Origin of the sequence: Nonomuraea sp. NPDC001831 (genome assembly GCF_042892035.1) — a bacterium.
GTDB lineage: Bacteria > Actinomycetota > Actinomycetes > Streptosporangiales > Streptosporangiaceae > Nonomuraea.
The window spans coordinates 95,213-109,107 of sequence record NZ_JBIATU010000020.1 but is presented as its reverse complement, the minus strand read 5'-3'; the positions used below and the strand labels follow the sequence as shown (position 1 = coordinate 109,107).

14 protein-coding genes are annotated in these 13,895 nt (G+C 71.7%); 8 read left to right on the top strand and 6 right to left on the bottom strand.

The annotated features are described in order from the left end of the window. Window positions 1–19: 19 nt before the first annotated feature. Entirely contained in the window at window positions 20–793 is a 774-nt protein-coding gene (locus ACFYYW_RS42305) for an alpha/beta fold hydrolase (protein WP_387658395.1), read from the bottom strand. 9 nt (window positions 794–802) lie between these two features. Continuing rightward, the gene (locus ACFYYW_RS42300; RefSeq protein WP_387658392.1) at window positions 803–1,525 is read right to left on the bottom strand and encodes an SDR family NAD(P)-dependent oxidoreductase; all 723 of its coding nucleotides are present in this window, start codon (window positions 1,523–1,525) and stop codon (window positions 803–805) included. Between the two features lie 67 nt (window positions 1,526–1,592). Here ACFYYW_RS42300 and ACFYYW_RS42295 point away from each other — a divergent pair, with 67 nt between their 5' ends. Then, a complete protein-coding gene (locus ACFYYW_RS42295; RefSeq protein WP_387658389.1) occupies window positions 1,593–2,183 on the top strand; it encodes a TetR/AcrR family transcriptional regulator in 591 nt (196 codons plus the stop codon). 192 nt (window positions 2,184–2,375) lie between these two features. Here ACFYYW_RS42295 and ACFYYW_RS42290 read toward each other — a convergent pair whose 3' ends face one another. Beyond that, entirely contained in the window at window positions 2,376–4,040 is a 1,665-nt protein-coding gene (locus ACFYYW_RS42290; RefSeq protein WP_387658386.1) for an alpha-amylase family protein, read from the bottom strand. A 162-nt stretch (window positions 4,041–4,202) separates the two neighbouring features. Between ACFYYW_RS42290 and ACFYYW_RS42285 the strand changes: the two genes are divergently transcribed. Beyond that, window positions 4,203–4,664 (top strand): MarR family transcriptional regulator, encoded by a 462-nt coding sequence (locus ACFYYW_RS42285; protein WP_352324951.1) that lies wholly within the window; start codon window positions 4,203–4,205, stop codon window positions 4,662–4,664. 13 nt (window positions 4,665–4,677) lie between these two features. On the opposite strand, the gene ACFYYW_RS42280 is transcribed toward ACFYYW_RS42285, so the two are convergent. Then, window positions 4,678–5,790 (bottom strand): NAD(P)/FAD-dependent oxidoreductase, encoded by a 1,113-nt coding sequence (locus ACFYYW_RS42280; protein ID WP_387658383.1) that lies wholly within the window; start codon window positions 5,788–5,790, stop codon window positions 4,678–4,680. A gap of 166 nt (window positions 5,791–5,956) precedes the next feature. Between ACFYYW_RS42280 and ACFYYW_RS42275 the strand changes: the two genes are divergently transcribed. From ACFYYW_RS42275 to ACFYYW_RS42265, 3 genes are all read left to right on the top strand, one after another. Further along, a complete protein-coding gene (locus tag ACFYYW_RS42275; protein ID WP_352324954.1) occupies window positions 5,957–6,364 on the top strand; it encodes an SgcJ/EcaC family oxidoreductase in 408 nt (135 codons plus the stop codon). Window positions 6,365–6,399: 35 nt separating this feature from the next. Continuing rightward, window positions 6,400–7,377 carry a sigma-70 family RNA polymerase sigma factor gene (locus ACFYYW_RS42270; protein WP_387658380.1) on the top strand — a complete coding sequence of 326 codons (978 nt, stop codon included), beginning with the start codon at window positions 6,400–6,402 and terminating at the stop codon, window positions 7,375–7,377. Window positions 7,378–7,438: 61 nt separating this feature from the next. After that, window positions 7,439–8,860 carry an MFS transporter gene (locus ACFYYW_RS42265; RefSeq protein WP_387658377.1) on the top strand — a complete coding sequence of 474 codons (1,422 nt, stop codon included), beginning with the start codon at window positions 7,439–7,441 and terminating at the stop codon, window positions 8,858–8,860. On the opposite strand, the gene ACFYYW_RS42260 is transcribed toward ACFYYW_RS42265, so the two are convergent. Next, window positions 8,826–9,809, bottom strand: coding sequence for an aldo/keto reductase (locus tag ACFYYW_RS42260; RefSeq protein WP_352324958.1), 984 nt, complete (start codon window positions 9,807–9,809; stop codon window positions 8,826–8,828). The genes ACFYYW_RS42265 and ACFYYW_RS42260 overlap by 35 nt on opposite strands. Window positions 9,810–9,871: 62 nt before the next feature. On the opposite strand from ACFYYW_RS42260, the gene ACFYYW_RS42255 reads away from it, so the two are divergent. From ACFYYW_RS42255 to ACFYYW_RS42245, 3 genes are all read left to right on the top strand, one after another. Continuing rightward, window positions 9,872–10,750: a LysR family transcriptional regulator gene (locus ACFYYW_RS42255; RefSeq protein WP_387658373.1), complete on the top strand. Its 879-nt coding sequence runs from the start codon at window positions 9,872–9,874 to the stop codon at window positions 10,748–10,750. Window positions 10,751–10,922: 172 nt separating this feature from the next. After that, entirely contained in the window at window positions 10,923–11,123 is a 201-nt protein-coding gene (locus tag ACFYYW_RS42250; protein WP_352324961.1) for an EF-hand domain-containing protein, read from the top strand. Between the two features lie 63 nt (window positions 11,124–11,186). After that, window positions 11,187–12,371, top strand: coding sequence for a helix-turn-helix domain-containing protein (locus tag ACFYYW_RS42245; RefSeq protein ID WP_352324962.1), 1,185 nt, complete (start codon window positions 11,187–11,189; stop codon window positions 12,369–12,371). Window positions 12,372–12,407: 36 nt separating this feature from the next. Here ACFYYW_RS42245 and ACFYYW_RS42240 read toward each other — a convergent pair whose 3' ends face one another. Continuing rightward, window positions 12,408–13,694 carry a hypothetical protein gene (locus ACFYYW_RS42240; RefSeq protein WP_387658368.1) on the bottom strand — a complete coding sequence of 429 codons (1,287 nt, stop codon included), beginning with the start codon at window positions 13,692–13,694 and terminating at the stop codon, window positions 12,408–12,410. Between the last annotated feature and the right edge of the window lie 201 nt (window positions 13,695–13,895).

Below are 13,895 nucleotides of genomic sequence, written 5' to 3'. Positions count from 1 at the left end.
GGAGGGTAACCAGGACAAATTACTCGTTGGTTACGAAATCGCGGATCAAGGCTGTCACCTCTTCGGGACGTTCGTGTAGCACCACATGCCCGCTGTCCAGCTCGGCGTAACGGCTGCCGGGCAGCGCGGCGTGCAGGGCACGGGCGTGCCCGACCGGGACGAGGTGGTCCTGCGTGCAGCCGATCACCAGCGTGGGCGCGGTGATGCTCGGGAGCAGGTCCCTGATGTCGGTCCTGAGGTCCAGCTCGATCTGGCGTACCGTGCCGGGGGGCGGGTCGCCGGCCATCACGGCCTTCAGGCCGTCCTCGCCCAGGCCGCTCACGAAGGCCGGGCTGAAGCCGACCAGCGGGCCGTACGCCGCGAAGCTCTCGGGGTCGGTGGCCGCCAGCCGGGCCCAGGTGCGCAGGCCGAGCCGGAGCCGGGGGTCGCCGGCGTGCGTCCAGCCCGCGATCAGCACCAGCCGCCTGACCCGCTCGGGATACCGGGCGGCGACCCCCGCCGCCACCACCGCGCCCAGCGAGAAGCCCACCAGGTCGGACGGGCCGCCCTCCGGGAAGGTCGCCGCGACCTGCTCGATCAGCAGGTCGAGGGTGAGGTCGCCGCCGGGGTCGGTGGTCTGGCCGCTGCCCGCGTAGTCGGGGGTGATCACCGTGCGGATGTCGGTGAAGTTCTGGACGAGGTGGCCGTAGTTGGTGGCGGCGTCGCCGCCGGTGCCGTGCACCATGACCAGGCCGGGGCCGCTGCCCGCCCGGTCGAAGTGCACGTGTCCGCCGTCGTGGACGACTGTGGGCATGGGGGTCTCCTAGAGGTTTCCGCCGCCGGTGGCGTCGAGGGTGGTGCCGGTGATGAAGCTCGCCGCGGGCGAGGCGGCGAACGCGACCACGCCCGCGATCTCGCCGGGCTCGCCGATGCGGTTGAGCGCGTGCCTGCTCGCCGCGTACGCACGGGCCTCTGGGTCGGTCAGCCAGCCCGCGTTGACGTCGGTGTCGATGATGCCGGGCGCGACGTTGTTGACCGTGATGCCACGCGGCCCGAGCTCCTTGGCCAGGGCCAGCGTGAACACCTGCACCGCGCCCTTGGTCATCGCGTACGCGATGCCCTCCGGATAGGCGATGCGGGCCGCGCCGGAGGTGATGTTCACGATGCGGCCTCCGTCGGGGATCAGCGGCAGCACCTGCCGGGTGAGGAAGAACGGGCCCTTGACGTTGACCGCGAACAGCCGGTCGTAGCCCTCCTCCGTCTCCTGTGCGAGCGGCTTGGACAGGCCGATGCCGGCGTTGTTGACCAGCACGTCGAGCACGTCGGTCTCCTCGGCCACCCGGCGGGCGAGCCGCTCGACCGCCTCGGGCACTCCCAGGTCGGCCTGCACGGCCACCGCGTTCGCCCCGATCAGCCCGACGACCTCCTCGGCCGCGGCGGCGTCCCTGGCGTAGTTCACGATCACGCGGAACCCGTCCTTGGCCAGGCGCAGCGCGATGGCCCGGCCGATGCCCCTTCCGGCGCCCGTCACCAGGGCAGTCCTCATCGCTCGAATCCTTTCTTTAGCGATCGATACAAAAACCATAACATAGCGATCGCTATAGAATGAGTGCATGGCGAGGCAGCGGGCATTCGACAGGGACACGGCACTGGAGAGCGCGCTGCGCGCGTTCTGGGAGCACGGTTACGAGGCGACCTCGATCGCGGCGCTGACCGCCGCCATGGGCATCAGGCCCCCCAGCCTGTACGCCGCCTTCGGCGACAAGCGGCGGCTGTTCGAGGAGGCGGTGCGCCGCTACCAGCTGACCCACGGCGCGTTCACCACCAGGGCGCTCGCCGAGGAGCCCACCGGCCGCCGGGCCGTCGAACGCGTGCTGCGCGAGTCGGCCGCCGTGTACACGAACGCCGACCACCCGCCCGGCTGCCTGATCATCAGCGCCGCGGTCAACTGCGGGCCGGAGTCCGCCGACGTGAAGGAGTTGCTGCGGGGGTTCAGGGAGGCGGCGAAGGCGGCGATCAGGAAGCGCGTGGACGACGACGTGGCGGCCGGCCGGCTGCCCCCCGGCACCGACACCGAAGCCCTGGCCACCTTCTTCGCGTCGGTGATCCAGGGCATGTCCACGCAGTCCCGCGACGGCGCCACCTACGCCAACCTGCTGAGCGTCGCCGAACTAGCCATGGCGGCCTACCCGCCGCCACCCTGACGGGCCTACCCGCCGCCACCCTGACGGGCCTACCCGCCGCCACCCTGACGGGCCTACCCGCCATCCCCGCCCTGACGGGCCCACCCGCCGCTCCTCCCGGACGGCCGCGCGAAGGCCGCGCGGCCGCCCGGCTCATGAGGGCTCTCGGGCGTCCGGCTCATCAAGGCTCTGGGGCGTCCAGCTCATGACGGCTCATTGCGACATGACGCCCGCGTCCTCCGGGGGCAGTTCGGGGGGCGAGGCGCGCAGCCAGCGGCAGCCGTGCGGGCCCAGCGCGAGCTTGGCCGTGCCGTCGGCCGACACCTTGATCGTGCCGTCCACCAGCAGGTCGGTGAGGTCGCAGTTCTCCAGGCCGTCCAGCCGCAGCTCGACGTCCCTGGCCGTGTCGCACAGGTTGTGGGCGACCACGACCGTCGCGCCGTCGGCGTCGCAGCGGTGCGAGAAGACCGCGTCGTCGCCGGTCTCCAGCACCGTGTACTGGCCCCACGCCAGCTCGGGGCATTCGCGGTACCGCTCGATGAGGAGCTGGAACCAGCGCAGCAACGAGTCGGTGTCGCGTTTCTGGTCGGCCACGTTGACCCGGTCGGGGGCGAAGGAGCCCTCGGGGATCTCGCGGACCGTGTCCCCGTTCTGGCTGAAGCCGCCGTCCTCGGACCACTGCATGGGGATGCGGACGGCCATCCGCCCCTCTTCGTCCAGGTTCTCCCCCATGCCGATCTCCTCGCCGTAGAAGATCACGGGGGTGCCGGGAAGGGAGAACAGCAGGCTGTAGGCCATCTTGATGCGCCGCAGGTCGCCGCCGAACATCGTGGGCAGCCGCCGCCGCAGCCCGCGGCCGAAGATCTGCATGTCCTTACGGGGGCCGAACGCCTCGAAGATCTCCTGGCGTTCCTCTTCGGTGAGCTTGTCGAGGGTGAGTTCGTCGTGGTTGCGGAGGAACATCGCCCACTGACAGTCCTTGGGGGCCCGGGGGCGTTCCTGCAGGGCGTCCATCAGGGGGCGGGCGCTGTTGCGGGCGAAGGAGAGCCAGCTGTTCTGCATGCCGATGAAGTCGAAGCACATGGTGATCTGGTCACCGAGCCCTTCACCGAAGTACCGCAGTAACTCCTTGTAGGGCAGGTTGACCTCGCCCAGCAGGATCGAGCCGCCCTTGCGCCTGGTCATGAAGGCCCGCAGGTCGGCCAGGAACTCGTGCGGGTTGGCCAGCTTGGGGTTGACGTTCTCGATGAGGAACGGCACCGCGTCCACGCGGAAGCCCGACAGGCCGAGCTCCATCCAGAAGCCCAGGATGCGGGTGATCTCGTCCCTGACCTCGGGGTTGCCGACGTTCAGGTCCGGCTGGTGACGGTAGAAGCTGTGCAGGTAGTACTGGCCGCTGCCCTCGTCGTACTGCCAGATGGAGTCCTCCTTGTCGGGGAAGACCACCTGCTTCGGGTCGTCGGGCTCGGGGGTGTCGGACCAGACGTACCAGTCGCGCATCGGCGAGTCCTTGCTCTTGCGCGACTCCTTGAACCAGGGGTGCTGGTCCGAGGTGTGGTTGACGACCAGGTCCGCGATCACCCGCAGGCCCCGGTCGTTGGCGGTCCGCATGAACTCCACGAAGTCGCCCAGGGTCCCCAGCCGGGGATCGATGCTGTAGAAGTCGGTGATGTCGTACCCGTCGTCCCGGTTGGGGGTGGGGAAGAACGGCATCAACCAGAGGCACGTCACGCCGAGACCCGCGAGATAGTCGATCTGCTGGGTCAAGCCGCGGAAGTCGCCCACGCCGTCGCCGTTACCGTCCTTGAACGTCTCCACGTCCAGGCAGTACACGACGGCGTTCTTCCACCAGACGTCAGAGGTGTACGTCAGTCGCATGGCGGCCCTGCTACCCACCCGGCCAGAAGAAATGTCCTATTGGTGATTTGCGTCCGGTTCTGATTCTGTGACCTCGGGCCACCGGGGGCATCGCCGAACCCAAGCAGCCGTGCGGATCCCGCCCGAATAGTTCGGTAGCCGAACCGATGTTAGGCTGATCTCATGGCCAAGCCCGAGGAGCAGCTGGGAGTCGTCTCCGCCCTGGTGCGCTCGACCTTCCTGGTCAACGCCGTCTACGCCGAATCGGCCCGCGCGTACGGGCTGACCTCCCAGCAGGGCCAGCTGCTGTGCGTGCTGATGGCCCAGCCGTACGGGATGAGCGAGCTGGGGGCGATGTTGCGCCTGGCCAAGTCCAGCCTCACCGAGCTGGTCGACCGCACCGCCCAGCGCGGCATGGTCCGCCGCGAGCCCAACCCCGCCGACCGGCGCGCCGTCCAGGTCACGCTGACCGAGGAGGGCGCCAAGCTCGCCGAGGAGTTCTACACCGAGGCGTGCCGGCGCATCGACGAGCTGCCGTCCGGGCTCGGCGAGGCCGAGCGCGCCACCCTCGCCGACCTGCTCTCCCGCCTGGTGCGGGACAACAACGCCCCCACGGTCTTCATCGAGCGCGCCGACACCCCCTGACCGCCGCCCGCGGTCACACCCCGGCCGGCGCCGGCTCGCCGGCGACCCCGAACAGCTCCGCGAACCGTCCGGTGAACAGGTCCCGGCCCTTGTAGTCGGCCACCGACCCGGCCGGCAACACGATCGGCCCGTCGGGCGAGGGCAGCTGGCCGACGCCGCCTTCGGCCCCCAGCGGCAGCAGCACGAACGGCAGCGGCGAGGGCCGGTAGACCGACGAGGGCCGCTCGCCGCGCAGCTGGGCGACGATGTTCGCGGCCACGACCTCGGCGTGCTGCATCGCGTTCCCGGCCATCTTGGCCTCGGCCAGGTCGGTGATGTCGCCGATCGCGTAGACGTGCTCGTGGCCCTCCACGTTGAGCCGTTCGGTCACCCGTACGTGGCCGCCGGGCGTGCGCGCGTCGCCGAGGTCACCGTCGAGGTAGCCGGTCCGGACGCGCACGCCGTACGCGCGGAACCAGATGTCGGCCGACAGCTCCCCCGCCGTGGACCCGACGGTGAACGGCTCGGCCCGCCCCGGCTCGACGGGCGGCTCGGCGTCCAGCGTGGTGCCGAGCAGCAGCTCCACCCCCAGCTCGGCGAGCTGCCTGCGCAGGTCGGCGCGCACCTGCGGCTCGAAGGCCGGCAGCGGCTCCGTGCCGCGATCGACGACGGTGACCCGCTTGTCCGGCCACACCGCCTTGATCTCCCCGGCCAGCTCCAGCCCGACCGGCCCGGCCCCGGCGATCAGCACCCGCCCGGCCGCCGCCAGCTCCCCGTGGACGGCGTGGATGCGCTCGCGCGCCTGCCCGGCCAGGTCGTCCTCGAACTTGAACGGGAAGGGGTACCCCGACCCGGTGGCCAGCACGAGGTAGTCGGCCTCCACCCGTTCCCCGGACGCCAGTAGCACACCCCGCGAATCCACCGAGACCGCCCGCTCCCGGATGATCCGGCCACGCTCCATCAACCGGTCGTAGGGGAAGAACAGCTTCCCGGCCCATTCCGGCCGGGCGAGGGCCCGCATGGACGCGGCGTTCTGGACGAAGGCGTCCTTGGGCTCGATGAGCACGACGTCCGCGTGCTCGTCCAGCGCCTTGGCGGCCGCCGCGCCGCCGTAACCACCACCGATGATCGCCACAGTACGGCTCATGGTGCACCTCTCCCGTCAGGACCACGGCTTGTTCGTATTACGAACCATAATAGTTCGTAACCCGAACCGCAACCGCCCGAAACTTCTCCGCCCGGACGCGATGAGTTCCGGCGCCCCCGCCGGTACGTATGCGTGAACCTGTCACCAGCGATGAGGAGAGACAGCCATGACCGAGACCCGACCGCACGACGTGGCCGCCATCAAGAGCGTCCTTGAGCGCCTCTACCAGGCATGGGCCGACGGCGACGCCGACGCCTTCGTCACCGACTACACCGAGGACGCCACCGCGATCATGCCCGGCAGCGTGCGCCGGTCGCGGGAGGAGGTGCGCCGGAAGATGGCCGAGGGCTTCGCGTCCTACCTCAAGGGCAGCACGACCGCCGACAGGCTGGAGAGCATCCGTTTCCTGGGCGAGAGCGCCGCGATCGCGGTGAGCGAGACCGGCGTGCTCTTCCCCGGCGAGACCGAGGTCCCCGCCGAGCGTATGGTGTACGCGACCTGGGTGCTGGAGAAGCGGGACGACGCCTGGCGGCTCGCCGCCTACCACAACAGCCCGGCCGTCGTGGCCGGCTGAGGCACCCGCAGGCAGTCGGAAGGCAGGGCAGGGGCGTGGACGTGGTGACGCCGGGAGAAGTGGGCTTCGATCGCCGGATCGAGCCGTTCCGCAAGGAGCTGCTGGCGTACTGCTACCGGATGCTCGGCTCGCCCCACGACGCCGAGGACCTCGTCCAGGACACGTACCTGCGGGCGTGGCGGGCGCGGGAGCAGTACGACGGCACCCGCAGCTCCCTGCGCACCTGGCTCTACCGGATCGCGACCAACGCCTGCCTGACGGCCCTGGAGGTCCGGGGCCGCCGGCCGCTGCCGTCGGGGCTGGTGGCCGCGTCCGACCCGCTGGCGCCGCTCGTCCAGGGGGAGAACCTGGCCTGGCTCCAGCCCCTGCCGGACTCGATGCTGGACGCGGGCGACCCGGCCGGCGCCGTGGTCGAGCGCAGCGGCCTGCGCCTGGCGTTCGCCGCCGCCCTGCAACACCTGTCGGCGCGCCAGCGCGGCGCGCTGATCCTGCGGGACGTGCTGAGCTTCTCCGCCTCGGAGTCGGCGGAGATCCTCGGCACCACCGTCGTGTCGGTGAACAGTGCCCTGCAGCGGGCCCGTGCCCGGGTGAAGGAGGCCGGCGTCCGGCCGGAACCGCTCGGCGAGCCGCCGCTGGCCGAACAGCGCGCCTGGGTCGACCGCTACATGCGGGCCTTCGAGCGCGCCGACGTCGAGGAGCTCAAACGGCTGCTCACCGAGGACGTCGTCATGGAGATGCCGCCGATGCTCAACTGGTTCGCCGGGCGCGGCAACTACGGCCTGTTCATGGACTGGGTCTTCGAGGCGGCCGGCACCGACTGGCGGCTGGAGGCGGTCACGGCCAACGGCCAGCCGGGGTTCGGCGCCTTCCGCCGCGCCGGCGACCGGTACGAGCCCCACACGCTCCAGCTCTTCACCGTCACCGCCGCGGGCATCAGCCGGAACTCGGTGTTCCAGGGGACCGAGATCTTCGCGGCCTTCGGTCTGGCGGCCGGGTTCGACGCGCCCCGATGACCCAGGTGGGCCTGCAAGTTTCTTCAAGACCGGGCGGAGGCGCACGGCCGATGCTGGGCGGGTGATTTCTCCCGTTTCTCCCCCGGTGACCGGCGTGCGCCGTGGCCCGATGCTCGCCGTGCTGCTCACCGGTCAGGTCATGGCCTCCATGGACGGCTCGATCGTGTCGGTCGCCGCGCAGACCATCCGCGAGGACCTGCACGCCGGCGGCACGGCGATCCAGCTCGTCGTGTCGGGCTACCTGCTGACCGTCGGCGTGCTCCTGGTCACCTGCGCGCGGATCGGCGACCTCGTCGGGCAGCGGCGCGCGTTCCTGCTCGGGCTGGGCTGGTTCACCGGCGCCTCGCTGCTGTGCGGGCTGGCCCCCGACGTCGGCGTGCTGGTGCTCGCGCGCGTCGCGCAGGCCGCCGGGGCGGCGCTGCTCACCCCGCAGATCTTCGCGCTCATCCAGACGCACTGGCAGGGCGAGGCCCGCCGCCGCGCGATCGGCCTGTACAGCATGGTGCTCGCCCTAGGCGTCGCGCTGGGACAGGTCGTCGGCGGGCTGGTCGTCAGCGCCGACCTCCTGGGCCTGTCCTGGCGGCCGGTGTTCCTGATCAACATCCCGATCGGCGTGCTCGCCCTGGCCGTTGGGCCGCGCCTGCTGCCGCCCTCGCCCGTGGACGCGCGGGCGCGCCTCGATCCGGGCGGCGTGGTGATCCTGACCGCGGCCATGGCCGCGATCACCGTCCCGCTGATCTTCGGCCCCGACCTCGGCCGGCCGCTCTGGATGTGGATCTCGCTGGCCTGCGGCGCCGCGCTGTCGGCGGTGTTCGTCCGGCACGAGAGCAGAGCCCGGCATCCGCTGCTGGACCTGGCCTCGGTGCGGCCGCGCGGGGTGCGGCCGGGGCTGGCGGCGTGCTGGATCGTCATGGGCTGCTACACCGTCTTCCTGCTCACCCTCACGCTGCACCTCCAGACCGCGCTGGGGTACTCGCCGCTGTGGGCGGGGCTGGCCTTCGTCCCGTACGCGCTGGGGTTCGGCGCGCTGAGCCTGAGCTGGACCCGGTATCCGCGGGGGTTGCAGCGGGTCCTGCCGGTCGCGGGGCCGGTCGCCTTCGCCGCCGGGGCGGGCCTGCTGGTGCTGCTGTGCCGGGACGAGTGGCGGCCGGACCTGGCCGTCCCGCTGCTGCTCCTGGCCGGGGGCGGGCACGCCGCCGGGTACAGCCCGCTGATCGCCCGCGTCACCACGCTGGTCGAGCCGCGGCTGGCGTCGGCGATCTCGGCGCTGAACGCCACCGGGCCGGTGCTGGCCGGGGTGACCGCCGTCGCCGGGCTCGGCAGCGTCTACTTCGCCGCGCCGTCCTCGGCCGACGGGCTGCTGCGGGTCGTCGGCGCGGTCGCCGCCCTGCTCGTGGGCGCGGCCCTGTGCGCCGGCCGGGCCACCCTGGGGAGCGGCGGCCCGGCGTTCACAGGAGGGTCCCGCCGGAGACGTCGAACCTGACCAGCGCCTCGTCGATCCTGTTCAGGGTGTCCGGGTGCAGGGTGAGGTCGGCGGCGGCCAGGTTCTCCTCGATGTGGGCCGGGGTGCGGCTGCCCGGGATCGCCACCACGTGCTCGTCCTGGTGCAGCAGCCAGGACAGGGCCAGCTGGGCGGGGGTGATGCCGAGGCTGGCGGCCAGGGTGCGGACGGGGGCGTACCTGTCGTTGTTGCCGGCCAGGTTCTCCGCCGAGAACCGCGGCGCGTTGTGGCGGAAGTCGCCTTCCTCCAGCCGCTGGACCGTGCCGGTCAGGAAGCCGTTGCCCAGCGGGCTCCAGGCCACCAGGCCGACGCCGAGCTCGCGGGCCGCGGCCAGCAGGTCCGGCTCCACCGGCCGCCACATCGACCACTCGTTCTGCACGGCCGTCACCGGATGGACCGCGTGCGCGGCCCGCAGCTGGGCCGCCGTCACGTTGGACAGGCCGATGTGCCTGATCAGGCCGTCGCGCACCAGGTCCGCCATCGCGCCGACCGTCTCCTCCAGCGGGACGCCGGGGTCCGGGTAGTGCAGGTAGTACAGGTCGATCACGTCGGTGTCCAGGTTGCGCAGGCTGCGCTCGGCGTAGCGGCGGACCAGGCGCGGGTCGGCGTTCACGCGCAGCTCGTTGAACGCGTACCCGACCGGGTACGGGCGGCTGGGCTCCCCTTCGGGGATCGCCAGGCCGAACTTGGTGGCCACCACGACCTCGTCGCGGGGGCGACCCTTGAGCGCGCGGCCGACCAGGCGCTCGTTGTGGCCGTCCACCCCGTAGGCGTCGCTGGTGTCGACGTGGGTGGCGCCGCCGTCGAGGGCGGCCCGCAACGCCTTCTCGGCACGGGTGTCGTCGATGTCGCCGTACACACCGGGCGAGAGCACCATCGCGCCGTAACCGAGCGCGGGGACCTGCAGTGTTCCGAGTTCACGTGTCTTCATGACGATGATCGTGCCGCCGGCGCACGCCCGGCGTCCAAGACCCTTTGCTATAACCATCGGTTATGGACGTGCACCTGCGGGAGCTCCGCTACTTCGTCGCGGTGGCCGAGGAGCTGAACGTGACGCGCGCCGCCGAGCGGCTCTTCGTCTCGCAGCCGGCCCTGTCCAAGCAGATCAGGGTGCTGGAGCGGCAGCTCGGCTTCGCGCTGCTGGAACGCGTGCACGGCGGCGTGACGCTGACCCGGCAGGGCGAGGCGCTGCTGCCGGTGGCCCGCGATCTGCTCGGACGCTGGGCCGCCGGCGTGGAGGCGGCCCGCGCCGCCGCCCCCGCCGGGACGCTGGTCATCGGCATGCAGACGGCCGTCGGCCGGGGGTTGCAGCAGGAGGCGCTGCGGCTGTTCCGGCAGGCCCGGCCGGGCTGGGAGGTGTCGCTCCGGCTCGTGGGCTGGGACGACCCGAGCGGCGGCCTGGCCGACGGCTCCTCCGACGTGGCGTTCATCTGGCTGCCGGTGCCGCCGGGGCTGGAGACGTACGTGCTGGTCACCGAGGAGCGGGGGGTGGCGATGCCCGCCGGGCACCGGCTGGCCGGCCTGGCCGAGGTCCCGTTCGCCGAGCTGCGGGACGAGCCGTTCATCGCGCTGCCCGCCGCGGCCGGCCCGCTGCGCGACTTCTGGCTCGCCCGCGACGCCCGGGACGACGACCCGGTCGTGGGCGTCACGGCGAACACGCCCGAGGAGGTGTTCGAGGCCGTGATCAGCGGTCTGGGCGTCGTCCTCGTGGCCGAGGGGAACGCGGCGCTCTACAAGCGTCCCGGCATGGTCTACCGCCCGGTGACGGGTCTCCAGCCAGGCCGGCTGGCCATCGCCTGGCGCCACGGGGACGCCCGTCCCCACGTCACCGCCTTCGTCGAGGCCCTGAAACGGGCCGCCGCCACGGTCTGACGCGGCCGGGGTCGCCTTCCGGATGCGCATCCATCCGTGCTATCACCCCGAGAGCCGCAAATCAGGGAAAGGCTCGCTTTTCCGGCGATCAGCCCGAATTCATCGGCACGTTTCGGGAAGTCGCCACTAAGGTCTGACCCGACGCACCGGTAACACAGGAAAGGCACCCCCTATGAGCGACCACGCCATCACCTTCGACCTCATCGACGTCGACAAGGACGGCCGCATCTCCGCCGTCGAACTCGTCCGCCTGATGGAGATCCTCGGCCAGCCCATCACGCTGGACGCGGCCCAGGAAGGCGTGCGGAAACTGGACAAGGACGGCGACGGCCTGATTGACGTGGACGAGTTCGGCGCATTCCTGCAGAAATGACAGAAACAAGCTCTTGCTAGGCAAACTCTTGTCGCCTGATCCACAATGGCGACAGGAGGGACGATGACCATCAAGAGTGACATCAGCGAAACCCGGCTCCCCGCGGACATCGTGAGAACGCTCAAGGCGGGCATCGGAAGGGTCTCGGCCGAGGTGACCGAGGAGATCCGGACCCGGATCCCCGAGTACGCCAGACCCGCCGACGAGATCTACATCAAAGTCGTGAAGATGGCGGTCGAGGAGGCCATCGACGGCTTCCTCGACCGCATCGAGAACCCGGCCGCCCCCTTCGACCCCGAGCCGTTCCGCATGATCGGCAGGGGCGAGGCGGCCGAGGGCCGCAACCTGGAGCCGCTGCAGACGGCCATGCGGCTCGGCGCCCGCGTCTGCTGGCGGCGGCTGACGGAGATCGCCGACCCGCTCGGCCTGACCCCGCAGACCCTGTACGACCTGGGCGAGGCCATCTTCGTCTGCCTCGACCAGCTCGCCGACGCCGCCGCCCAGGGCTTCGACGAGGCCAGGGCGCACGCCGCCGGCGAGCTCGAACGCCGCCGCAACCGGCTGCTCGACCTGCTCCTCAGCCGCCCGGCCGCCGCCCCCGAGGCCGTCGCCGACCTGGCCAGGGCCGCCGGGTGGCGGCTGCCGAGAACAGTGGCGGCCGTGGCGCTGGACGACCGGCACGGGACGTACCGGGCGCCCGTCCTGCCGCCGGACGTGCTCGGCGGGCTGGAGCGGCCCGCGCCGTGCCTGCTGGTGCCCGACCCGGACGGGCCGGGACAGGCGCAGTTGCTCGACCACGCGCTGCGCGGCCACCGTGCCGCGATCGGCCCGGCGGTGCCGCTGGCCGCGGCGGCGACGTCCCTGAGGTGGGCGCGCGAGGCGCTGGAGCTGTCCGGGCGCGGCGTGCTGCCGCGCGGGCTGCTGCGCTGCGCCGACCACATGGCCACGCTCGTGGTGTTCAAGGACGAGGAGCTGGTCGGCGCCATGGCGCAGGCACGTCTCGCGCCGCTGGCCCACCTGCGGCCGGCCCAGCAGGACCGGCTGGCCGAGACGCTGCTCGCCTGGTTGCGGCACGGCCGGGGCGCCGGCGAGGTGGCCGCCCGGCTGCACGTGCATCCGCAGACCGTGCGCTACCGGCTGCGGCAGCTCGAAGAGCTCTACGGCGACCAGCTCGCCGACCCCGACGTCCGGTTCGAGCTGGAGATCGCGCTCAGGGCCCGCCAGGCCCTCATCGCCGCCCGGCCGTGACCGGCCCGCCGCGCCAGGCCGGCGCGGCGGCTCGCGTCAGGCGGTGTGCAGGTAGACCTGGCCGAAGACCTCGGACAGGTTCTTGATGTCCGTGGCGACGTCGGCCTCGGGGCTGCTGTAGTCGTAGACGGTGGCCAGCCGCGGGCGCACGGTGCCGAGCTTCTTGAGCTGGTCCCAGGTGGGGTTGGCCGCCCACTTCTCGCCGTACACGCGGTTGACCTGGCCCTGCGCGTCCTGCCAGCGGCTCCACAGGACGACGGTCTCGGCGGCGTCGGCCTGGAGCGGGGCGGCGATGCGGTCGGTGATGGCCTGGGTGGCCTGCTCGGCGGTGAGCTTGGACGTGCCGGCGGCGGTGAACCCGGCGTCCTCGGCAGCAATCTGGGCGTAGGCGTCCCAGGCGCGGGCGCGGACCTGGATCCACTGGTTGCGCTGGGCCTCGGCGGCGTCGATCTTCCAGGTGGCGTACTCGGTGGCCAGGTGGCCGGTGTCCAGGGTCAGCTGGTCGATCTGGCCGCCGGAGAGCCAGGCGCCGATGCGGGCGGGGTCGAGCAGCGGGTACTTCTTGGTCATCTCGGCCTTGCAGGCGTCGTTGGCGCCGCAGCCGAACAGCGGGACCACCGTGTGCGCCGCCAGCTTCTTGCCCGGCACGAGGTTGCGCAGCGCGGTCGTGGCCTCGGTGACGAACGTGTCCAGCTCCTCGGCCGTGGTGAAGGTCTGGTTGTAGCCGAGCTGCGAGGTGAACCTGATCCCGGCGACCCCCGGCCGCGCGGCCAGGGCGGCGACCTTCTTGGCGGCCTCGGCCAGCTTGCCGGCCTTGTAGTCGTCGGCCAGCTCGGTCTCGATCCAGGTCCGCAGGCCCGCCTCGACCGCGCTCTTCACGGCCTGGCCCGCCGGGCTCTCGGCGGCGGCCGTCTTGGCGGCGGCCGAGATCTCGTCGGGGTCGACGTGGCACTTCTGGCCGTCCGGGCACTGGTCGGGGGTGCCGCCGTCCTCGGCGCCGTCGACGTCCGGGGAGTCGACGTCGTGCATCTCGCCGTCGCCCTCGGAGTCGGTCGCGCACTCGTTGCCGGGCTCGGAGCAGTCGACCACGATCTCGCGCATCGGGCCGGAGTCGATCATGTTCTTGCCGTCGTTGTCCAGCCAGAACCGGGCGATGTCGGCGGCCTCCTCGGGGGTGGCCAGCCAGCGGCAGACGACGTACGCCGGGGTGTCGGCGGACATCAGGTCGTTGCAGCCCCGTGGATCGTCCTGCGACCAGGCGGGAACCCCGACGCCGAGCAACGACAGGGTCAGTCCGATGACGAAGATCTTCCGCAGTCGCATGACGCCTTTACTCCCATGGGGGGCGATCGTGGGCAAATAGCACACTATCTGGACGATCAACAACCTTCAATGAGATCCACGGCGGTCCTCACGCGCTTCTCGACGGGCAGTAGGCGTCCCAGTCGGGACGGCGAGGGGGTCATCCGTCTTCCTCCACCCAGTGCCAGCCCGAGCCGTCCGGGTTCTCCCGCACCACCCTCG